The organism is Aeromicrobium tamlense (assembly GCF_013408555.1).
Lineage (GTDB): Bacteria > Actinomycetota > Actinomycetes > Propionibacteriales > Nocardioidaceae > Aeromicrobium > Aeromicrobium tamlense.
Genome location: NZ_JACBZN010000001.1, coordinates 2,177,301 through 2,196,656, shown reverse-complemented (window position 1 = coordinate 2,196,656; position 19,356 = coordinate 2,177,301). Strand labels below are relative to the sequence as shown.

22 protein-coding genes are annotated in these 19,356 nt (G+C 71.8%); 8 read left to right on the top strand and 14 right to left on the bottom strand.

The window, feature by feature from the left end; all coding sequences use genetic code 11:
• Positions 1–17: 17 nt before the first annotated feature.
• On the top strand, positions 18–425 hold the full coding sequence (locus BJ975_RS10905) for a hypothetical protein (protein WP_179425789.1): 408 nt from the start codon (positions 18–20) through the stop codon (positions 423–425).
• Between the two features lie 6 nt (positions 426–431).
• Here the strand turns inward: BJ975_RS10905 and BJ975_RS10900 are convergent, their stop codons facing one another.
• Positions 432–929: a hypothetical protein gene (locus BJ975_RS10900; protein ID WP_179425787.1), complete on the bottom strand. Its 498-nt coding sequence runs from the start codon at positions 927–929 to the stop codon at positions 432–434.
• A gap of 68 nt (positions 930–997) precedes the next feature.
• Between BJ975_RS10900 and BJ975_RS10895 the strand changes: the two genes are divergently transcribed.
• The 4 genes from BJ975_RS10895 to BJ975_RS10880 are packed head-to-tail and all read left to right on the top strand — an operon-like array spanning position 998 to position 4,762.
• Positions 998–1,648, top strand: coding sequence for a dihydrofolate reductase family protein (locus BJ975_RS10895; protein ID WP_179425785.1), 651 nt, complete (start codon positions 998–1,000; stop codon positions 1,646–1,648).
• A 9-nt stretch (positions 1,649–1,657) separates the two neighbouring features.
• Complete coding sequence (locus tag BJ975_RS10890; RefSeq protein ID WP_317628340.1) at positions 1,658–3,436, top strand: FAD-binding oxidoreductase; 1,779 nt, start codon at positions 1,658–1,660, stop codon at positions 3,434–3,436.
• Positions 3,433–4,290 (top strand): LLM class flavin-dependent oxidoreductase, encoded by an 858-nt coding sequence (locus BJ975_RS10885; RefSeq protein WP_179425783.1) that lies wholly within the window; start codon positions 3,433–3,435, stop codon positions 4,288–4,290. The genes BJ975_RS10890 and BJ975_RS10885 overlap by 4 nt, the downstream gene beginning before the upstream one ends.
• Entirely contained in the window at positions 4,283–4,762 is a 480-nt protein-coding gene (locus tag BJ975_RS10880; RefSeq protein WP_179425781.1) for a MarR family winged helix-turn-helix transcriptional regulator, read from the top strand. The genes BJ975_RS10885 and BJ975_RS10880 overlap by 8 nt, the downstream gene beginning before the upstream one ends.
• On the opposite strand, the gene BJ975_RS10875 is transcribed toward BJ975_RS10880, so the two are convergent.
• From BJ975_RS10875 to BJ975_RS10815, 13 genes are all read right to left on the bottom strand, one after another.
• The gene (locus BJ975_RS10875) at positions 4,722–5,150 is read right to left on the bottom strand and encodes a hypothetical protein (RefSeq protein WP_179425779.1); all 429 of its coding nucleotides are present in this window, start codon (positions 5,148–5,150) and stop codon (positions 4,722–4,724) included. The genes BJ975_RS10880 and BJ975_RS10875 overlap by 41 nt on opposite strands.
• A gap of 32 nt (positions 5,151–5,182) precedes the next feature.
• Positions 5,183–5,818 (bottom strand): class I SAM-dependent methyltransferase, encoded by a 636-nt coding sequence (locus BJ975_RS10870; RefSeq protein ID WP_179425777.1) that lies wholly within the window; start codon positions 5,816–5,818, stop codon positions 5,183–5,185.
• A complete protein-coding gene (locus BJ975_RS10865) occupies positions 5,815–6,600 on the bottom strand; it encodes an ABC transporter permease (RefSeq protein ID WP_179425775.1) in 786 nt (261 codons plus the stop codon). Before BJ975_RS10865 ends, BJ975_RS10870 begins: the two co-directional genes overlap by 4 nt.
• Positions 6,597–7,355: an ABC transporter ATP-binding protein gene (locus tag BJ975_RS10860; protein ID WP_179425773.1), complete on the bottom strand. Its 759-nt coding sequence runs from the start codon at positions 7,353–7,355 to the stop codon at positions 6,597–6,599. Before BJ975_RS10860 ends, BJ975_RS10865 begins: the two co-directional genes overlap by 4 nt.
• A complete protein-coding gene (locus tag BJ975_RS10855) occupies positions 7,352–7,702 on the bottom strand; it encodes a DUF1048 domain-containing protein (protein WP_179425771.1) in 351 nt (116 codons plus the stop codon). The genes BJ975_RS10860 and BJ975_RS10855 overlap by 4 nt, the downstream gene beginning before the upstream one ends.
• 1 nt (position 7,703) lies before the next feature.
• The gene (locus tag BJ975_RS10850) at positions 7,704–8,033 is read right to left on the bottom strand and encodes a PadR family transcriptional regulator (protein WP_179425769.1); all 330 of its coding nucleotides are present in this window, start codon (positions 8,031–8,033) and stop codon (positions 7,704–7,706) included.
• A gap of 60 nt (positions 8,034–8,093) precedes the next feature.
• A complete protein-coding gene (locus BJ975_RS10845; RefSeq protein ID WP_179425767.1) occupies positions 8,094–8,786 on the bottom strand; it encodes a response regulator in 693 nt (230 codons plus the stop codon).
• Positions 8,783–11,287, bottom strand: coding sequence for a sensor histidine kinase KdpD (locus tag BJ975_RS10840; protein ID WP_317628341.1), 2,505 nt, complete (start codon positions 11,285–11,287; stop codon positions 8,783–8,785). The genes BJ975_RS10845 and BJ975_RS10840 overlap by 4 nt, the downstream gene beginning before the upstream one ends.
• Before the next feature lie 4 nt (positions 11,288–11,291).
• Positions 11,292–11,903 (bottom strand): potassium-transporting ATPase subunit KdpC, encoded by a 612-nt coding sequence (gene kdpC / locus BJ975_RS10835; protein WP_179425765.1) that lies wholly within the window; start codon positions 11,901–11,903, stop codon positions 11,292–11,294.
• Between the two features lie 5 nt (positions 11,904–11,908).
• Complete coding sequence (kdpB, locus tag BJ975_RS10830) at positions 11,909–13,918, bottom strand: potassium-transporting ATPase subunit KdpB (protein ID WP_179425763.1); 2,010 nt, start codon at positions 13,916–13,918, stop codon at positions 11,909–11,911.
• Complete coding sequence (kdpA, locus tag BJ975_RS10825) at positions 13,915–15,573, bottom strand: potassium-transporting ATPase subunit KdpA (RefSeq protein WP_179425761.1); 1,659 nt, start codon at positions 15,571–15,573, stop codon at positions 13,915–13,917. The genes kdpB and kdpA overlap by 4 nt, the downstream gene beginning before the upstream one ends.
• The gene (locus BJ975_RS16790; RefSeq protein WP_179425759.1) at positions 15,570–15,662 is read right to left on the bottom strand and encodes a potassium-transporting ATPase subunit F; all 93 of its coding nucleotides are present in this window, start codon (positions 15,660–15,662) and stop codon (positions 15,570–15,572) included. The genes kdpA and BJ975_RS16790 overlap by 4 nt, the downstream gene beginning before the upstream one ends.
• Before the next feature lie 85 nt (positions 15,663–15,747).
• A complete protein-coding gene (locus BJ975_RS10815) occupies positions 15,748–16,905 on the bottom strand; it encodes an HNH endonuclease signature motif containing protein (protein WP_179425757.1) in 1,158 nt (385 codons plus the stop codon).
• A 103-nt stretch (positions 16,906–17,008) separates the two neighbouring features.
• Here BJ975_RS10815 and BJ975_RS10810 point away from each other — a divergent pair, with 103 nt between their 5' ends.
• From BJ975_RS10810 to BJ975_RS10800, 3 genes are all read left to right on the top strand, one after another.
• Positions 17,009–18,229: an MFS transporter gene (locus BJ975_RS10810; RefSeq protein WP_179425755.1), complete on the top strand. Its 1,221-nt coding sequence runs from the start codon at positions 17,009–17,011 to the stop codon at positions 18,227–18,229.
• Positions 18,222–18,968: a MerR family transcriptional regulator gene (locus tag BJ975_RS10805; protein ID WP_179425753.1), complete on the top strand. Its 747-nt coding sequence runs from the start codon at positions 18,222–18,224 to the stop codon at positions 18,966–18,968. Before BJ975_RS10810 ends, BJ975_RS10805 begins: the two co-directional genes overlap by 8 nt.
• A gap of 157 nt (positions 18,969–19,125) precedes the next feature.
• The gene (locus BJ975_RS10800) at positions 19,126–19,296 is read left to right on the top strand and encodes a hypothetical protein (protein WP_179425751.1); all 171 of its coding nucleotides are present in this window, start codon (positions 19,126–19,128) and stop codon (positions 19,294–19,296) included.
• Positions 19,297–19,356 lie beyond the last annotated feature (60 nt).

The window sequence follows — 19,356 nt, the reverse complement described above, 5'->3', positions numbered from 1 at the left end:
CCCCGAGCAGGAGCACCATGAAGAAGACCCTCGCCACCGTCCTGACCGCCAGTGCGCTGACCCTCGGCCTGAGCGCCTGTGGCCAGTCGCAGGAGGAGAAGGAGGCCGCCGCCTGCGAGGCGATCGACGAGCTGCGCACCACGCTGGCCGACGTCGGGTCGACCCTGAACGCCCAGTCCACGGTCGACGAGTGGCGCGACGCCCGCTTCGAGGTCCGCAAGGCGATCGAGAAGGCCGAGGATCGGATCGAGGAGGCCGACGAGGCGTCCTGGGACGAGGTGGACGACGCGTGGGACCGCTTCGAGGACGCGGTCGAGAACGTGGACGGCAGCTCCACTCCCGAGGAGGCGCGCGCCTCCCTCGTCGACGACTTCGCCCAGCTGCAGGCGGCGCGCGACCGGGCCGCCTCCGGCTTCAGCTGCTGAGCGAGGTCAGTGCAGGAAGACCTTCGCGCCCAGCAGCAGGAAGCCCAGCAGGCTGGCCATGAGGGACTCGTGGAACGCGCGGCGCGTCGACAGGCGCGCCGCGCGTGACGCGATGAAGACCGTGCCGCCGAGCTGGACGATCGTCCACCCGATCGAGACGTAGACGGCCTCGCTCAGGCTCAGCCCGACTGCGACGGCGGCGAGGTAGGCCAGGATGACCGGCACGCCCCCGACGAGCACGCCGACCTGCAGGCCGGCGTTGTCGGCCAGACGCCGGTGCAGCGGAGCGGCCTGGCGGCTGAGCTGGTCGCGCAGCGCATGCAGGTACACGTGGGTGAGCCAATACACGACGATCACCACCGCCCACGCGACCGTCACACGGGCGGCCGAGCTCGCGTGCGCGCCGGCGATGGTGACGGCCGCGGCGCCGACGATCGTGCCTTCGACCGGCGCGCCGATGTCACGCAGGAGACGGTGGCCGAAGCGGCGGGTCGTCGTGGTCACGGGCTCACGCTAGTGGACGGGCGGCGCGGTCTTGTCGGGGTGCCCCGCGGCCTCCAGACTGAGGACCCATGAGCGTGCGCGTGGATCTGAACATCTCCCTCGACGGCTTCGCCACCACCACCGACGGGACGCCGGACGACCCGATCGGGCAGGACTGGATGCGCCTCGTCGCCGCCTACGCCGCGACGCGCACGTTCCGCGAGCGTGTGTTCGGCGACACCAGCGGCGAGGGCACCACCGGCGTCGACGACCGGTACGCCGCCGCCTACTTCGAGGGCATCGCGGCCGAGGTCATGGGCGCCGGCATGTTCGGCCTCCACACCTTCCCCGACGATCCGGACTGGCGCGGCTGGTGGGGTGAGGAGCCGCCGTTCCGCGTCCCGGTGTTCGTCCTGACGCACACGCCGCGCGCCGACATCGAGTTCGAGAACGGCACGGTCTTCCACTTCCTCTCCGCCACGCCGCAGGAGGCGCTCGACCGGGCGACGGAAGCGGCGAACGGGGGCGACGTGCGCATCGGCGGCGGCGCGTCGACCGTGCGCGAGTTCCTCAGGGCGGGGCTCGTCGACCGGCTCCACGTGGGCATCACGCCGATGATCCTGGGCGACGGCATCCGACTGTGGGACGACCTGCGCGGCCTCGAGCTGACCCACGACCCGCACACCGAGACCGCCGAGAGCGGTGTCGTGCACGTGACCTTCTCACGCAGGGCCACGTAAGATGTTGATGTGTCAACCTATGCGAACGGCCGGCCGCTCCGGTTCGGCGTCGAGGCCACGGCAGCGACGGCCCACCTCGTCGACGCGCTCGGCTACGACTTCGCCCTCCTGACCGACGACGACGCGCTCACTACGGCGGCCTGGGCGGCTGCGCGCACCGAGGCGCTGCACCTCGTGGCGCGCGTCGACGCGGGCGAGCGGACGCCCGAGATGCTCGCCCATGCCGTGGGCACCCTCGAGCGACTCTCGGGCGGCCGCATCGAGGTCGTCAGCCCGGTCTGGCCACGTGACGACGCGAGCGCGGTCCCGATCACCACGGAGAGCATCGCCGAGCTGGCGGCGCTCGCGCTCGAGCACGACACGTTCGTCCTCCGGGCGGACGAGCCGGCGATGCGCACGTTCGCCGTGGAGATCCTGCCGAAGGTGCGCGAGGCCATCGAGGGACCGCGCCGACGCGCCCTGCGGCGCCCCGGCATCGGCTACGACCACGTCCCGGAGGAGCTTGCGCACCGGGTCGTCGAGCCCGGCGATCCGGAGTTCCCCGGGCTCCGATCGACCTATCTGCGCGGCGGCGATCCCGGCCTCGTCCTGCGTCCGACGAACGCCGACGAGGTCGCCAGCGCGATCGCCTTCGCGCGCACCCACCGCCACCTGCCGCTGGGGATCCGAAGCGGCGGACACGGCATCAGCGGCCGCTCGACGAACGACGGCGGCCTCGTCATCGACCTCGGTCGGATGAACGCGATCACGGTCCTCGACGAGGCCACCCGGCTCGTCCGCATCGAGCCCGGCGCGCGCTGGCGCGACGTCGCGACGGCGCTCCAGCCGCACGGCTGGGCCCTGAGCTCGGGCGACTACGGCGGAGTGGGCGTCGGCGGACTCGCCACGGCCGGCGGCATCGGCTTCCTCGGCCGTGCGCACGGCCTGACCATCGACCACCTGCGCGCCGTCGAGATGGTGCTCGCCGACGGCCGTCTCGTGCGCGCGACGGCGGACGAGCACGAGGAGCTGTTCTGGGCGGCCCGCGGTGCCGGGGCCAACTTCGGCATCGCCGTCGCCTTCGAGTTCGAGGTGGACGAGGTCGCCGACGTCGGCTGGGCGCAGCTGGCGTTCCGTGCCCCCGATCCCGCTGCCTACCTCGAGTCGTTCGGTCGCGTCGTGGCCGACCTGCCCCGCGAGACCACGCCGTTCCTCATCCTCGGTCAGGGCATGGCGCAGGTGATGGCGATGGTCGACTCGTCCGACCCCGACGTCATCGTGAGCCAGCTGCAGCCGTTCGCCGAGGCCGCGCCGCTCGTGCAGCAGCAGGTCGTCGTCGCGCCGTATGCGGCGGTGATGAACATGTTTCCCGAGACGCCGCACCACGGTCGCGGCGAACCCGTCTCGCGCTCGGTCCTGGCCCGCGAGATGACGCCCGGACTCGCGTCCGCCTCGGCCGACCTGATCAACAGCGGTGCCTCGCACTTCTTCCAGGTCCGCACCGTCGGCGGTGCCGTCGCCGACGTGCCGTCGGACGCCACGGCCTACGCCCACCGCGACGCGACCTACTCGATCACCGCGATGGGCTCGAACGCCCAACGGCTCGACTACTGGTTCGACTCCGTGCGCCGCCAGTCCGACGGGCTCTACCTGAGCTTCGAGAGCAGTGACGATCCGGCGCGGCTCGCCGACGCGTTCCCGCCGGCGACGCTCGCGCGACTACGGCGGCTGAAGGCCGAGCTCGACCCGGACAACCTCTTCCGCGACAACTTCAACATCGACGTCCCCGAGACCAGGAGCGCCTCATGACCGACACCACCGCCTACGGCCACGACCTGCTGTTCGGCACCTTCGTCACCCCGGCGAACCGGCCCGTCCAGCACGCCGTCGAGCAGGCGGTCGTGGCCGACCGCGCGGGTCTCGACCTCGTGACCTTCCAGGACCACCCGTACGTCGCGAAGTTCCACGACACCTCCACCCTGCTGGCCTATGTGGCGGCCAGAACCGAGCGGGTCCGGCTGGCGGCGAACGTCACGAGCCTGCCGCTGCGGCCGCCGGCCGTGCTGGCCCGCGCGGTCGCCACGCTCGACCAGCTCAGCGGTGGCCGCATCGAGCTCGGGCTCGGCGCCGGCGCGTTCTGGGACGGCATCGTGGCGATGGGTGGCCCACGCCGCACCCCGGGCGAGTCGATCGAAGCGCTCGAGGAGGCCATCGAGATCATCCGGGGCATCTGGGACGCGGAGAACGGCGCCGTGCTCTCGGTGCGCGGCAAGCACTACGACGTGCACGGCGCGAAGCGCGGCCCGGCGCCGGCGCACCCGGTGGGCATCTGGGTCGGCGCGTACAAGCCGCGGATCCTGCGGATGACGGGACGGGTCGCCGACGGCTGGCTGCCCTCGCTGTCGTACCTCGAGGGTGGCGCGTCGGACCTGGCCGACATGAACCGGCGCATCGACGACGCCGCCGTCGGCGCGGGGCGCGACCCGCGCGACATCCGTCGACTGCTCAACATCGGGCCTGACCTGCCGGCCGAGCAGCTGGCGGACATCGCGCTGTCCTACGGCACGAGTGGGTTCATCGTCGCGTCCGATGACACCGCCACGACCGAGCGGTTCGCGGCCGAGATCGCCCCCGCCGTGCGCGAGCTGGTCAATCGTGGCTGAGTGGCTCGACGACGAGGAGCAGCGCACGTGGCGCGCACTGCTCGCGATGCACGACGACCTGATGGCCGAGCTGGCGCAGGGCCTGAAGGCGAACGCCGACCTCTCGGCGGCCGACTACGCCGTGCTGGCGCACCTCTCCGAGGAGGCCGATGGCGTCCTGCGAGCGCGCGAGCTGCGCTGCCGCCTCCGCTGGGAGAAGAGCCGTCTCGCGCATCAGGTCCGGCGCATGGAGCAGCGCGGCCTGGTGCGCCGCGACGCGTGCGTGGAGGACGGACGCGCGCCCCTCGTGGCGCTCACCGAGGACGGCTGGGCGACCGTCCGCTCCGCCGCGCCGGCGCACGTGGCGCAGGTGCGCGACCTGTTCTTCGACGCGCTGAGTCCCTCACAGCTGGAGGCGCTGCGCGACGCGGCGGAGGCGGTGGTCGGTCGACTCAGTGCCCGATCAGGGGCTTCTTCGGCGTCAGACCGCTGATCAGCAGGCTGAGGCCGGCGCCGACGAGCCAGATGTCCTTGGCGATCGCGGTGCCGTCCTGGCTCGGGCGGACGCTCGAGCCCTCGGCGGTCATGCCCGGCGTGCTGAGGTACATCTTGATGAGCCCGCCGCCGAACGCGGTGAGCGCGGCGCCGGCCACCGCGGACGGCACGAACGGGGCCAGCAGGGCCGCGCCGAGCGCGATCTCACCGTTGCTGAGCGCCTTGCCGAACGCCGTCGGCTCCATCTCCTTGGCCTGCGGCACGGCGTTCGCGGCCATGCCCTGGAGACCCTCGGCCGCCTCGGGCGGCAGGTTCCGCTTGCTCAGGCCGCTGTTGAGGATGAACGCTCCGGTGGCGAGGCGCAGGGGGAGTTCGGCCAGCTTCATGGGGGAGTCTCCTTCGAGGATCGGGTTCCCCTTCACGCTACGTCGATCGGCGCCTCTCCGCGCTCCAGGACCGTGACGGCGAAGTCGCCGCCGGGCTCGAACGGGTCGAGGTGCCACGTGGCGAAGCGGTGCTGGACGGTGGCGATGCCGCGTTCCTCCAGCGAGGCGAGGTCGGCGTCGAGGGCCTCGAACGCGTAGTCGCCTCCGGGGCGCGAGCCGACCACCACGCGACCGCCGGGACGGGTGACCGCGCACAGCCGCTCGAGGACCAGCCGCTCGGTGCCCGGGGCGAGGAAGACCATCACGTTCCCGGCGCACATGACCAGGTCGACCGGCTCGCCGCCCACGTCCGAGAGCGCCAGCTCGCTGAGGTCGGCGACGCCATACGTCGGCCCGGAGTGGTCGGTCTCGGCGGCGGCGATCAGCTCGGGGTCGACGTCGACGCCGTAGGCCGTGTGCCCGGCCTCGTGCAGCGCCGCCGCCATCCGCCCGGTGCCGCAGCCGGCGTCGAGGATGCGGGATCCGCGTGCCGCCAGCATGTCGGCGAACCGCGCCTCGCCGAGCAGGTCGGCGCCGTCGGCTTCCAGCGCCCGGAAGCGCTCGATGAACCACTGGGAGTGGCCGGGCTTCGTGTCGGTGAACCAGCGGGGCTGCGGCGAGGAGGTCATGCCCCCATCCTGACCTTCCGCCGGTGGACCGCGGTCGCGAGGACCCATGCGGCGACCAGGAGGGCCACGCACCAGGCGGTCGCCATCAGCACGTCCGAGGCGACGGGTTGCCCGTCGAGCAGCCCGCGGAGGGCGTCCACGATCGACGTCACCGGCTGGTTCTCGGCGAAGGCGCGCACGGGTCCGGGCATCGTCTCGGTGGGCACGAACGCCGAGCTGAGGAACGGCAGGAAGATCAGCGGGTACGCGAACGCGCTCGCGCCGTCGACGGACTTCGCCGTCAGTCCCGGGATCACGGCGAGCCACGTGAGAGCCAGCGTGAACAGCACCAGCAGGCCCAGCACCGCGAGCCACTCCAGCACGCCGGCGCTCGACCGGAAGCCCATCAGCAGTGCCACACCGACCACGACGGCCAGCGAGACGAGGTTCGCGACGAGCGAGGTCAGCACGTGCGCCCACAGCACGGCGGACCGGGCGATCGGCATGGACTGGAAGCGCTCGAAGATCCCGCCCTGCAGGTCCATGAACAGCCGGAACGCCGTGTAGGCGATGCCGGACGCGACCGTGATCAGCAGGATGCCGGGCAGCAGGTAGTCGACGTAGTCGTCGGTGCCGACCTCCATCGCGCCGCCGAACACGTAGACGAACAGCAGCATGAACATGATCGGCATGACCGTGGTCGTGATGATCGTGTCGGGGCTGCGCAGCACGTGCCGCAGCGACCGGCCGGTGAGGGCCGCGGTGTCACTGAGGGGGGTCCATCGAACGGAGTGGGTGGTCATGCCGCCTCCTCGGGCGTGCCGATGATCGCGAGGAAGATCTCCTCGAGGGTGGGCTGCTTCTCGACGTACTCGACCTTCGCGGGCGGCAGCAGCCGCTTGAGCTCTTCGAGCGTGCCGTGCGCGATGATCCGGCCGCCGTGCAGGATCGCGATGTGGTCGGCGAGGTGCTCGGCCTCGTCGAGGTACTGCGTGGTGAGCAGCACGGTGGTGCCGCCGGCGGCGAGTCGCTCGATCGTGCGCCAGACCTCCAGCCGCGCCTGCGGGTCGAGCCCGGTGGTGGGCTCGTCGAGGAAGACGACCGGCGGGTCGCCGATGAGGCTCATCGCGATGTCGAGCCGCCGCTGCATGCCGCCGGAGTAGGTGCCCACGCGCCGGGCGCCGGCCTCGACGAGGTCGAACCGCGCGAGCAGCTCGTCGGCGACGGCACCGGGATCGTCGACGTGCCGGAGCCGGGCGATGAGCACGAGGTTCTCGCGGCCCGTGAGCATCCCGTCCACGGCGGCGAACTGCCCGGTGAGGCTGATCGCGCCGCGGACGTCGCCGCCCTGCGTGGCCACGTCGAAGCCCTCGACCGTGGCCTCGCCGGCGTCGGCACGCAGCAGGGTGGCCAGGATCCGCACCAGCGTGGTCTTGCCCGCGCCGTTGGAGCCGAGCAGGGCGAACACGCTGCCAGTCTCGATCTCGAGGTCGACCCCGCGCAGCACCTCCACCGTGCCGAACGACTTCCGGACGTCGCGGACGCTGATCGCGCTCATGTCCCCGCCTCCGTGATCGCCTCGATCAGCCGCTCGCGCTCCTTGGTGAGCCAGCGGCCGGACGGGTAGTTGGTGATGAAGTCCTCGACGAACGCGACGGGGTCGTCGCCGACGATGTCGCGGACGGGCGTGCCGTCGGCGGCGGACTGCTCGAAGAGCTCGGCCAGGTCGTCGAACATCTGCATCAGGCCCTGGGCGTCACTCACGAACACCGCGCCGACGCGCATCAGGTAGTGCTCGACCGCCTCGGCGGCCGCGCGGTGCGGCTGGGGGAGTGCCGCGACGCGCGCCTTGTACTGCCGCCACTGCTTCTTCTCGCCGATCATGCGGGAGATGGGGTTGGTCATGTCAGTTCTCTCCTTCGTGGAGCTGGGCGAGTCGTTCGGTCAGGAAGCTCCACGTCTCCCAGAACTCGTCGAGGTACTGCCGGCCCTCGTCGTTGAGCGAGTAGACCTTGCGCGGCGGGCCCTTCTCGGACGGCACCTTGGACACGTCGACGAGCCCTCGCTTCTCGATGCGGATGAGCAGGGCGTAGACCGTGCCCTCCGCGATCTCGGCGAACCCTCGGTCGCGCAGCCACGAGGTGATCTCGTAGCCGTACGCCGGACGGTCCGACAGGATCGCCAGGACGATCCCCTCGAGCGTGCCCTTGAGCATCTCGGTCAGCTGCTTGCCCACGTCACTCCTGCTGCTACTCAGTGTTGTTGAGTACCAGTAGATAGCATCACTGAGTAGTGGTCAAGGGGTTGCTGGCATGTCCTGCGGATCGAACCGGTGCCCGATGCCGGGCTCGGTGACGAACAGCGTGGGGCGCGAGGCATCGGTCTCGAGCTTGCGACGGATGCTCGCGAGGTGGACGCGCAGGTAGTTCGACTGGCCCTCGTAGCCCGGGCCCCAGACCTCGCGCAGCAGCTCGCCCTGGCGCACCAGCCGGCCGCGCCGGCGCACCAGCGCCGCCACGATCTTCCACTCGAGCGGCGTCAGGTGGATCTCCTCGCCGTCGCGGGTGGCGCGGGACTCCGTCACGTCGAGAGTCAGGTCGCCGGCGCGGACGACGAGGGCGGGCTCGGCCGCGGCGCGCCGCGTCATCACGCGGATGCGTGCCATCAGCTCCTCGATCGAGAACGGCTTGGTGATGAAGTCGTCCGCGCCGAGGTCGAGGGCCTCGACCTTGTCGTCCGGCTCGGTGCGCGCCGAGACCACGATGACCGGAACCTGGGTGAACTCGCGCAGGCGCCGCAGCACGGCGATGCCGTCGAGGTCGGGCAGGCCGAGGTCGAGCAGCACCACGTCGGGCATCCGCTCGTCGACGATCTGCAGCGCGGAGCGACCGTCGCCCGCCGTCTCGACGTCGTAGTCGCGCGCCCGCAGGTTGATCCCGAGCGTGCGCAGGATCGCGGGGTCGTCGTCGACGGCCAGCACGAAGGTCATGGCTGCTCCTCGGGTGCTCGGGGGAGGTCGATGGCGAAGGTGAGCCCGCCACCCGGGGTGGGCTCGGTGGCGATCGTCCCGCCCATGGCCTCGGTCAGGCCGCGGGCGACGGCCAGCCCCAGGCCCACGCCGTCCTGTCCCGGGACGTCGCCGAGCCGCTGGAACGGGGCGAAGATGCGCTCGAGGTCGCCGTCGCCGATGCCCGGACCGGTGTCGGCGACGCGCAGCGTCACGCGACCGCCGACCACCGCGGCGTCGACCCGGATGGGGGTGTCCGCGGGCGTGTACTTCACGGCGTTCTCGCCGATGTTCGCCAGCACCCGCTCCAGCAGGCCGGGGTCCGCGAGGACGTCGAGGTCGGGCGCGACGTCCACGCGGATGCGCTCACCGGACTCGAGCGGCGCGAGCGCGGAGAGGACGGCGTCCTCGAGCCCCACCACGCTCGGGTGCGCGGTCACGGCGCCGGCCTGGATGCGACTCATGTCGAGCAGGTTCGTGACGAGCGCGGTGAGCCGGTCGGTGGACTCCTCGATCGTCTCCAGCAGGGCGGCCTCGTCCTCGGGCGAGAAGGTGACCGAGGTGCCGCGCAGGCTGGCGACCGCGACCTTGATCGCGGCCAGCGGCGACCGCAGGTCGTGCGAGACCGCCGCGAGCAGCGCCGTGCGCGTCCGGTTCGCCTCTTCCAGACGGTGGCGGTCGACCTCCGCCTCCTGCGCCAGCGAGCGGTCGGCCATCACCTTCGCGTAGGCGGCGTACGCATTGAGCAGCCCGCGCTCGTCGGCGTGCTGGGCGCCACCGCGCAGGGCGAGGACCGTCCGGTCGTCGATGGACGTGCTGGTGGTGGCGTTCTCGGGACTCGTCGGCGCGTCCCCGACGGCGGCGACGATCTCCGGGCCGTCGGTCCGGAGCACCGCCGCCCCGTCGGCACCGAAGAGCTCGACGGCCGAGGTCAGCAGCGCGCGGAGGTCGTGCCCGGAGGTCAGCAGCGTGTGCGCGAGCACCGTGAGGCTGTCCGCCTCGGCACGGGCTCGCCGGGCCTCGACGGCTCGTCGCGCGGCGATGCCGACGACGCTCGCCACCGCGATCCCCACGAGCACGAACAGCACGAGTGCTGCGGCGTTCTCGGGCTCGGCGACCGTGAGCGTGTAGCGCGGCGGCGTGAACAGCACGTTCAGCAGGACCCCGCTGAGCACGGCCGACAGCACGGCGGGCCACAGGCCGCCGATCAGCGCGGTCGCCACGACGACGGTCATGAGCAGCATCGCCTCGGACGGCAGCCCGTGCAGGGAGTCGGTCCACCACAGCAGAAGGCTGAGCAGGCTCGGTGCGAGCACGGCGAACGCGAAGCCCACAGCCCGGCGCCGGGGACTCAGGGCGGGGTCCGGGCGCTGCGACGCGGAGCCGCGACCCCGCGCGTGGTCGTGCGTGACGATGTGGACGTCGACGTCGCCCGATGCGCTGATGACGCGCTCGCCGATCCCGGGCCGCAGCAGGGTGGAGAGCCGTCCGCGCCGGCTGGCGCCGATGATCACCTGGTCGGCGTTCTCGGCCCGGGCGAACGCCAGGATGGCCTCCGCCGCATCGTCGCCGACGACGGTGTGGAACGTGCCGCCGAGCTCCTCGGTCTTCGCGCGCAGCTCGGTCAGGCGGTCGGGTGAGATCGAGCTGAGTCCGTCGTGGCGCGTGACGTAGAGCGCCAGCCACTCGCCACCCGCCCGCCGCGACGCGATCCGGGCGGCGCGGCGCATCAGGGTGGTGGACTCCGGGCCGCCCGTGACCGCGGCGACGATCCGCTCGCGGGTGGCCCACGTGCCGGTGATCCGATGTTCCTCGCGGTACCGGTCCATGCCCTCGTCGACCCGGTCGGCGAGCCACAGGAGCGCGAGCTCGCGCAGGGCCGTGAGGTTGCCCTCGCGGAAGTAGTGGTGCAGCGCGGCGTCGACCTTCTCGGCGGCATAGACGTTGCCGTGCGCGAGGCGCCGGCGCAGCGCCTGCGGGCTCATGTCGACGAGCTCGATCTGGTCGGCGCCGCGGACCACCTCGTCGGGCACGGTCTCGCGCTGGCGGACGCCGGTGATCGACTCGGTGACGTCGTTCAGGGACTCGAGGTGCTGGATGTTGACGGTGGTGATGACGTCGATGCCGGCGTCGCGCAGGGCCTCCACGTCCTGCCAGCGCTTCTCGTGACGGCTGCCCGGCACGTTCGTGTGGGCGAGCTCGTCGACCAGCACGACCGCGGGCCGGCGCTCGAGGATCGCGTCGAGGTCGAGCTCCTCCTGCACGGTGCCGCGGCACTGCCTCCGGGCCCGTGGGACGACCTCGAGCCCGGCGACGGCGTCGATCGTGTGGGCCCGGCCGTGGGTCTCGACGAAGCCGACCACGACATCGGTGCCGCGGGCGAGCCGGCGGTTGCCCTCGTCGAGCATCTTGAACGTCTTGCCCACGCCGGGTGCGGCGCCGAGGTACACGCGCAGCGTGCCTCGCTCGTTCGCCGTTCCCACGTGCTCAGTCTCCACCCGCGCCGGCGCTCCCGGCAGCCGCCTCGGCAAGAGCGACGTTGAGCTCGAGGACGTTGACGCCCGGCTCGCCGTGGATGCCGAGGAACCGACCCTGCGTGTGCACGGCGACGAGAGTCCGCACCGCCGCCGGGGTGAGCCCGTTCGCGCGGGCGACGCGCTCCACCTGGAGCTCGGCGTAGGCGGGCGAGACGTGGGGGTCGAGGCCCGAGCCCGACGCGGTGACGGCGTCCGGCGGGACGTTGGACTCGGGGACGGACTCCCGCTGCGCGACCTCCGCCCGACGCTGCGCAATCGTGGCGATCAGGTCCTCGTTGAGGGGGCCGAGGTTGCTCGGCGCGGACGCGAGCGGGTCGTGGTCGTTCGCCGAGGGCCGCGCGTGGAACCACTGCGGGCCGTCGAAGGACTGGCCCAGCAGACGGGAGCCGACGACGCGGCCGTCGACCTCGACCGGCTGACCGGCGGCGCGGTCCCCGAACGCCTGGGCGACGCCCCACGTGGCCACCGGGTACGCGATGCCGAGGACGAGCGTGAGGACGACGAGCAGGCGCAGCGCTGCGAGGGACTGGCGACCGAGGTCGGAGAGGGTGGTGAGGAGCATGGTGATCAGCCGATTCCGGGGAGGTTCGAGACGAGCAGGTCGATGAGCTTGATGCCGGCGAAGGGGACGAGCACGCCGCCCAGGCCGAACACGAGGACGTTGCGGCGCAGCACCGAGACGGCCGAGGCCGCGCGGAACCGCACGCCCCGGAGCGCCAGCGGGATGAGGGCGACGATCACGAGGGCGTTGAAGATCACCGCCGAGAGGATCGCCGACTCCGGTGTGGCCAGGTCCATGACGTTGAGCGCGTCGAGCGACGGGTAGGCCGCCACGAACATCGCCGGGATGATCGCGAAGTACTTGGCCACGTCGTTGGCGATCGAGAACGTGGTCAGCGCGCCCCGCGTGATGAGCAGCTGCTTGCCGATCTCGACGATGTCGATGAGCTTCGTCGGGTCCGAGTCGAGGTCGACCATGTTGCCGGCCTCCTTCGCGGCGGCGGTGCCGCTGTTCATCGCGACGCCGACATCGGCGGCGGCGAGCGCGGGGGCGTCGTTGGTGCCGTCGCCGGTCATCGCGACGAGCCGTCCGCCCTCCTGCTCCCGGCGGATGAAGGCGAGCTTGTCCTCGGGGGTGGCCTCGGCGAGGAAGTCGTCGACGCCGGCCTCCTTCGCGATCGCCCGCGCGGTGAGGGTGTTGTCGCCGGTGACCATGACGGTGCGGATGCCCATCGCGCGCAGTTCCTCGAAGCGCTCGGTCATGCCCGGCTTGACCACGTCGGTCAGCTGGACGACGCCCAGCACCGTGCCCTTGCCGTCGGGGTCGGTCTCGGCGATCACGAGGGGCGTCCCGCCGAGCCGGGCGATCGAGTCGATCGTGTCCGTCACGATGTCGGACGGGGCAACCCCGAGCCACGCCGTCACGGCCGAGCCCGCGCCCTTCCGAATGGACCGCCCGTCCGGCAGGTCCACGCCCGACATGCGCGTCTGGGCGGTGAACTCGACGAACTCCGCACCCGCGGGTGCCTCGTCGCCGCCCTTCGTGAGCTCGACGATCGAGCGGCCCTCGGGCGTGAGGTCGGCGAGGCTCGCCAGCCTGGCCGCGTCACGCAGGCGCTCCTCGTCGATCCCGGGAGCGGGGATGAGGAGCGTCGCCCGGCGGTTGCCCAGCGTGATCGTGCCGGTCTTGTCGAGCAGCAGGGTGCTGACGTCGCCCGCGGCCTCGACGGCGCGGCCGGACATGGCCAGGACGTTCACGCGGACGAGCCGGTCCATGCCCGCGATGCCGATCGCCGACAGCAGCGCGCCGATCGTGGTGGGGATGAGGCAGACCAGCAGGACCACCAGCACGACCGGGTCCTGCGGCGCCCCGGCGTAGTCCGCCATCGGCGCGAGCGTCGCGACCGCGATCAGGAACACGAACGTCAGGCTCGTCAGCAGGATCGACAGGGCGATCTCGTTCGGCGTCTTGCGTCGGGACGTGCCCTCGACGAGTCCGATCATCCGGTCGAGGAAGGTCTCGCCGGCCGCCGCGGTGATGCGCACGACGATGCGGTCCGAGAGCACGCGCGTGCCGCCGGTGACGGCGCTGCGGTCGCCCCCGGCCTCGCGGATGACAGGCGCCGACTCGCCGGTGATGGCCGACTCGTCCACCGAGGCGATGCCCTCGACGACGTCGCCGTCGCCGGGGATGACCTCGCCCGCCTCGACCACGACGCGGTCGCCGACGGCGAGCTCGGTGCCGGGCACGCGCTCCTCACCGTTGGCAGTCAGGCGTCGGGCCATCGTGTCCGTGCGGGTGGCGCGCAGCGAGGCGGCCTGCGCCTTGCCGCGGCCCTCGGCGACGGCCTCGGCAAGGTTGCCGAAGAGCACCGTCAGCCACAGCCACGCCGCGATCGAGATCGTGAAGGTGCCGGGGTCGGCGATCGCGGCCAGGGTGGCGGCCAGCGAGCCGAGCCAGACGATGAACATGACGGGGGAGCGCCACAGGTGGCGCGGGTCGAGCTTGCGCAGCGCCGCCGGCAGCTGGTCGAGCGCTTGGCGGCCGAGCGTGCTGGTGTTGGTGGTGGTGCTCATGCGAGGGCCTCCGCGATGGGTCCGAGGGCGAGGGCCGGGACGTACGTGAGCGCCGTCATGATGACGATCACGCCGACGAGCATCCCGACGAAGAGGGGGCGGTGGGTGGGCAGGGTCCCGGCGGTCACCGGGACCTTCGCCTGCTGGGCCAGCGAGCCGGCGAGCATCAGGACGAGCACGATCGGGATCAGCCGGCCGAGCAGCATCGCCAGTCCCAGGGTGATCTGGAAGAAGTCCGAGGTCACGGTGATCCCGCCGAACGCGCTGCCGTTGTTGTTCGCAGCCGACGTGTAGGCGTAGAGCACCTCACTGAAGCCGTGGCCGCCCGGGTTGCCCATGGCGTCGGCGGTGGAGTCGCGGGCGATCGCGGCGCCGGTGCCCAGCAGCACGAGGGTCGGCGTGGTGAGGGCGTAGAGGGCGACCCAGGTCATCTCGCGGGCGCGGATCTTCTTGCCGAGCAGCTCGGGCGTGCGGCCCACCATGAGCCCGCAGACGAACACGGCGAGGATGGCCATCACGAGGATGCCGTAGATCCCGGCGCCGACGCCTCCTGGCGCCACCTCGCCCAGCATCATGTTGACGAGCGTGGCGCCGCCGCCGACCGGGGTCATCGAGTCGTGCGAGGCGTTGACGGCGCCGGTCGAGGTGCCGGTGGTGGCCACCGCGAACAGCGACGAGGCCCACTCGCCGAACCGCGTCTCCTTGCCCTCCATCGCCGCGCCCGCGGCCTGCGCGGACGGGGCGTGCGCGCCGGACTCGGCCCACGTGGCGGCGGCGAGTGCGGTACCGGCGAGCACGGTCATCGCGCCGAGCACCGCGAGGCCCTGACGCCGGTTGCCGACCATCGTGCCGAGGGTGCGCGTCAGGCAGACGGGCAGGACGAGGATCAGGAAGATCTCGAGCAGGTTCGTGTACGCCGTGGGGTTCTCGAAGGGGTGGGCGGAGTTCGCGTTGAAGAAGCCGCCGCCGTTGTTGCCCAGCAGCTTGATGGCCTCCTGGCTGGCGCCGGGGCCGCCGGGGATCACCTGCGAGGCGCCGGTGAGGGTGGTCGCCGTGGTGTCGCTGAACGTCTGGATGACGCCGCCGGCCATGAGGGCGACGGCTCCGACGAAGGCGAGCGGGAGCAGGATGCGCACGGTGGCGCGGGTGAGGTCGACCCAGAAGTTGCCGAGCGACCCCGACCGGGAGCGGGCGAAGCCGCGGATCAGCGCCACGGCCACCGCGATGCCGACGGCCGCGGACAGGAAGTTCTGCACGGCCAAGCCGGCCATCTGGGCGGTGAAGCCCAGGGTGGACTCGCCCGCGTAGGACTGCCAGTTCGTGTTGGTGACGAACGAGATCGCGGTGTTGAACGACATCCACCACGGCATGCCGTCGAGGTCGCGGCTGAGCGGCAGGTGCGCCTGCGCGAGCAGGATGCCCATCAGCAGAGCAACGCTGACGAGGGTGAAGCCGACGACGCTCGTGGCGTACGACCGTGGGCTCTGCTCGGCATCGGAGCCGACGCCGGTGAGGCGGTAGATCGCGCGCTCGACGCGCAGGTGCCGGGTGCTGGTGAAGACGCGCGCCATGTGGTCGCCGACCGGCACGTAGGCGACGGCCAGCAGCGACAGCAGGAGGGCGATGGAGAGGAGGCCTGCGAGGGTGTCGGTCACTGGAACCGCTCCGGCAGGACGAGGGCGACCAGCAGGTAGATCGCCAGGACGACCACCACGGCCGTCACGAGGACGCTTTCGATGCTCATGCCGCCAGCCAAGACCCGCGCAGGCCGGAACCCGCCGGTCTTGACGCGTTCTTGACGCGGCTTGACGCAGGCTTGTCGGCCCGGCCTACGGGGCCGTGCGGTACCGCTCGACGTGCTGGAGGGGCGCGTCGAGGTGGCGGTCGTGGAGGTGACCGTGGGACTTCATGTTGTGGTGTTTTCGACAGAGGCAGCGGAGGTTGGTTCCGCTGGTGGATCCGCCGGAGTCGTAGGCCTTCGCGTGGTCGAGGTCGGTCTCGTGGACCGGGGCTCGGCAGCCGGCGACTCGACAGGTGCCGTCGCGCCAGTGCAGTGCTTGGCGGAGTGATTCGGGTGGTCGGTACTTGAGGACTTGGGTGTCGAGGACGTGTCCGAGGGGGTCGAGGACCAGCCGTCGGAGCACGGCGTGCTCGGAGGTGGCGAGCTCGCGGACCCATGCGGCGCCGACGGGCTCGCCGTCGAGGGTGAGGCCGGGGCCGTTGGTGTAGCCGAGCAGGTCGATGGCGCTGATGCTGATGGCGATCTCGGCCCGGAGGTCGCCGACGGTGCCCGTGTTCGAGATCAGCCAGTCCGCGAAGAGGTCGGCCTGCTTCTGGTCGCGGGTGCGGCGGTCGCGCTCACCCGTGGCGGGGTCGATGGACGGGATGGCGCGGGCGGCCTTGCGCAGTCGCTCGCCGATCGCGATCGCCAGCCCGGTGGGCAGCAGCGCGTTGAACCACGAGGTGCCGTCGTCGTTGTGGGTGATCGAGACGCGGCGCTGCTCGATCGCGCGGTCGGCCTCGGCCTGGGTCTCCTCGGGCTCGAGCCGGGCCCGCAGCCGGCGCAGCCACGACCGCAGCTCGGCCAGCGTGTGCGTCGCGGCGTACTCGGGCGCGGAGTGCTCCAGCGCCGCCCAGGCCTCACGGGTCTGCAGCCGCTCCGCGGTCGACGCGATGGCGGAGGTGCGGTCGGCGTCGATGTCTCCGGCCCGGAACGACTCCCACACGCCCGGCGCCCGGGTATGCAGCGTGTCGGCCTCGTGGACCATGCCCCACACCTGGTGCTCGGTGGTCCGCAGTGCCCGCGCGAGATCGAGTGTGACCTCACGCCGGGCCAGGTCCTTCGACAGCGGGATGTCATCGACGCGGTCGATCTCGGCCACCCGCATCGCATGGTGGGAGACCACGAACTCCCACTCCTCGAACTCCGCGATCGCACGCGCGCGACGCACCGCGTCACCCGTGACCACCGCTCGGCTCAAGTCCATGAAGCCCAACGTAGTGAGCACCACCGACAAGACGTCGGGGCCGCTGCAGGGTGTGGATCGGTCGGCTTGACCCTGACGCGACGTCAGGGTTTGGACTGGTCCCATGCGGACATCAGTGCTCTATCTCGGCTCCTACTTCGTCTCGGTCCTGGGCAACTCCATCGCGGCCATCGCCCTGCCGCTGATCGTGCTGCAGGCCACCGGCAGCGCCATGTCGGCGGGCTGGGTGGCGGCGGCGACCGCGGTGCCGGCCGTGCTCGCCGGCCTGTTCATGGGCGTGGTGATCGACCGGATCAACCGCGTGACGTCGTCGGTCGTGACGGACCTCGTGTCGGCGGCGTCGGTCGCGGCGCTGCCGATCGTGGACGGTCTGGTGGGGCTCGAGGTCGGCTGGTTCGTCCTGTTCGGGGTGATCGGGTCGCTCGGTGACGTGCCGGGCATGACGGCGCGCGAGGCGCTGCTGCCGAGGATCGCGCGGAGCTCGAGCCTCTCGACCGAGCGGCTCATCGGGCTGCGCGAGTCGCTCGGTGCCATCTCGCTGCTGATCGGCCCGGCGGTCGCGGGTCTGTTGATGACGCTTTTCGATGGCTCGACGGTCCTGTGGATCACGGCGGGCACGTCGTTCCTGGCGGCGCTGCTGACGCTCGGCATCCCGCGGAGCGTCGGGCGGACCGACGATGTGCCGGCGACCGCGCCGCTCGGGGCGTGGCGCGAGTTCGTGGAGGGCTGGCAGCTCCTCACGCGGACCCGTCTGGTGGCGATGGTGACGGGGCTGTCGCTGCTGTCGGTGATGGTGCTGTCGGCGTTCCAGGCGCTGATCCTGCCGGTGCACTTCACGCTGATCGACCGGCCGGGGCTGCTGGGCTTCGTGCTGACGTCGATCGCGGCGGGGCTGCTGGTGGGCAGTGGCCTGTACGTCGCCTTCGCCGATCGTCTGGCGCGGCGGACGTGGCTCGTGATGGGGCTGCTGGTGTCGTCGGTCGGGTTCGCGGTGATCGGGCTGCTGCCGCCGACGTGGCTGCTGTTCGGGGCGGGATTCGTGCTCGGGCTCGGCAGTGGGCTGTGCGGTGCGCTGCTGGGGCTGCTGACCACCAGCGCGGTGCCGGAGCGGGCGCTCGGCCGGGTGATGGGGACCCAGAACGCGCTCGTCACAGCGGCCGCGCCGGCCGCGATCCTGCTCGCCGCGGTCGTGATCGAGCACGTGAGCCTGACGGCTGCGGCGGCCGGCTTCGTGGCACTGTGGGTCGTGATGTCGGTCGTCGCGGTCGCGGGTCCCGTGCTGCGCGACCTCGAGCCGAGCGAACCGGAGTCGATCGATGCGTAGTGGGGAGCTCGCCCGGCTGGCGGGCGTCACGGTGCGGACGCTGCGGCACTACCACCAGATCGGGCTCCTCGAGGAGCCCGCGCGCTCGCTCAACGGCTATCGCGAGTACGACGTCGGCCACCTCGTGCGGGTGCTGCGGATCAAGCGGCTCGCGGACCTCGGGTTCGCGCTGCAGGACCTCCCGCTCGAGGACGACGCGGATCACGACGCGCGGCTGGAGTCCCTCGACGCCGAGCTGGCAGCGCAGATCGACCGCCTCACCGCGCAGCGCGCGGTGGTCGCGGCGCTGCGGGCGGGCGGTGCCGCGCCGGACCTGCCGCCCGAGCTGGCCGCCCACGCGGCCCTCGTCTCCGCGATCGGCCTGTCCCCGCGACTGGCGAGGCTCGAGCGCGAGCAGCTGCTCCTGCTCGCGCACCTCGGGGGAGAGGAGGCGTCGCGGCTCATCCAGGAGATGTACGAGCGCTTCGCCGAGCCCTCGCTGATGGAGTCGTTCGGCGCGATCTACGAGCGGTTCGACGCTCTCGACCAGTCGACCCCCGCGGCCGAGGTGGAGCGGCTGGTGACCGATTCGGTCGAGGCCCTGGCCGACGTCGTTGCCGGCCTCGATCTCGACACGCCCCTCGACCTCGGCACCGCCGAGACCCTCTTCGACGAGCACGGCGCCACCCACCTCAACCCGACCCAGGTCCGGGCGCTCAACGAGATCGGCGAGCGCCTCGCGCAGCAGTTGATCGACTGACTCGCGGTGCGGCCTCAGGTCAGCTGAGCGCACGGTCGCGGCGGCATCGGCGCTGAGTCTTCGCGGCTGCGTAGCCCCGCTGCCGAAATGCGGAGTAGCTGTGGCCGGCGAGCCGAGTTCTGCTCCTCAGGCTCGCGTTCCCTGCCACACTGCCCGCATGGACCACGTCGTGCGTCTCGGCCTGCTGGTCGTTGTCCTATGGGCTTTCCTGAGGCTCGTCCGGTGGCTCGACGCTCGCTACACGGCGGCATCATCAGCGACCCGAGAACTCCGAACGGTCGCGCTGGCGCTCGCATTTGGTTTTGTTGTTTCAGTGCTACTCATCTGACGGGCCGGCGGTCCCTTCTCGGCGAAAGGACACACCAACATGGGCGTCTGAGGCGGAAGC

What these genes read in the sequence shown, in the direction of transcription:
- kdpB (WP_179425763.1), bottom strand. Translation starts at nt 13,918, where the DNA reads ATGAGCACCACCACCAACACCAGCACGCTCGGCCGCCAAGCGCTCGAC.
- BJ975_RS10870 (WP_179425777.1), bottom strand. Translation starts at nt 5,818, where the DNA reads ATGACCTCCTCGCCGCAGCCCCGCTGGTTCACCGACACGAAGCCCGGC.
- BJ975_RS10895 (WP_179425785.1), top strand. Translation starts at nt 998, where the DNA reads ATGAGCGTGCGCGTGGATCTGAACATCTCCCTCGACGGCTTCGCCACC.
- BJ975_RS10860 (WP_179425773.1), bottom strand. Translation starts at nt 7,355, where the DNA reads ATGAGCGCGATCAGCGTCCGCGACGTCCGGAAGTCGTTCGGCACGGTG.
- BJ975_RS10805 (WP_179425753.1), top strand. Translation starts at nt 18,222, where the DNA reads ATGCGTAGTGGGGAGCTCGCCCGGCTGGCGGGCGTCACGGTGCGGACG.
- BJ975_RS10810 (WP_179425755.1), top strand. Translation starts at nt 17,009, where the DNA reads ATGCGGACATCAGTGCTCTATCTCGGCTCCTACTTCGTCTCGGTCCTG.
- BJ975_RS10815 (WP_179425757.1), bottom strand. Translation starts at nt 16,905, where the DNA reads ATGGACTTGAGCCGAGCGGTGGTCACGGGTGACGCGGTGCGTCGCGCG.
- BJ975_RS10845 (WP_179425767.1), bottom strand. Translation starts at nt 8,786, where the DNA reads ATGACCTTCGTGCTGGCCGTCGACGACGACCCCGCGATCCTGCGCACG.
- BJ975_RS10875 (WP_179425779.1), bottom strand. Translation starts at nt 5,150, where the DNA reads ATGAAGCTGGCCGAACTCCCCCTGCGCCTCGCCACCGGAGCGTTCATC.
- BJ975_RS10800 (WP_179425751.1), top strand. Translation starts at nt 19,126, where the DNA reads ATGGACCACGTCGTGCGTCTCGGCCTGCTGGTCGTTGTCCTATGGGCT.
- BJ975_RS16790 (WP_179425759.1), bottom strand. Translation starts at nt 15,662, where the DNA reads ATGAGCATCGAAAGCGTCCTCGTGACGGCCGTGGTGGTCGTCCTGGCG.
- BJ975_RS10855 (WP_179425771.1), bottom strand. Translation starts at nt 7,702, where the DNA reads ATGACCAACCCCATCTCCCGCATGATCGGCGAGAAGAAGCAGTGGCGG.
- kdpC (WP_179425765.1), bottom strand. Translation starts at nt 11,903, where the DNA reads ATGCTCCTCACCACCCTCTCCGACCTCGGTCGCCAGTCCCTCGCAGCG.
- BJ975_RS10885 (WP_179425783.1), top strand. Translation starts at nt 3,433, where the DNA reads ATGACCGACACCACCGCCTACGGCCACGACCTGCTGTTCGGCACCTTC.
- BJ975_RS10865 (WP_179425775.1), bottom strand. Translation starts at nt 6,600, where the DNA reads ATGACCACCCACTCCGTTCGATGGACCCCCCTCAGTGACACCGCGGCC.
- BJ975_RS10905 (WP_179425789.1), top strand. Translation starts at nt 18, where the DNA reads ATGAAGAAGACCCTCGCCACCGTCCTGACCGCCAGTGCGCTGACCCTC.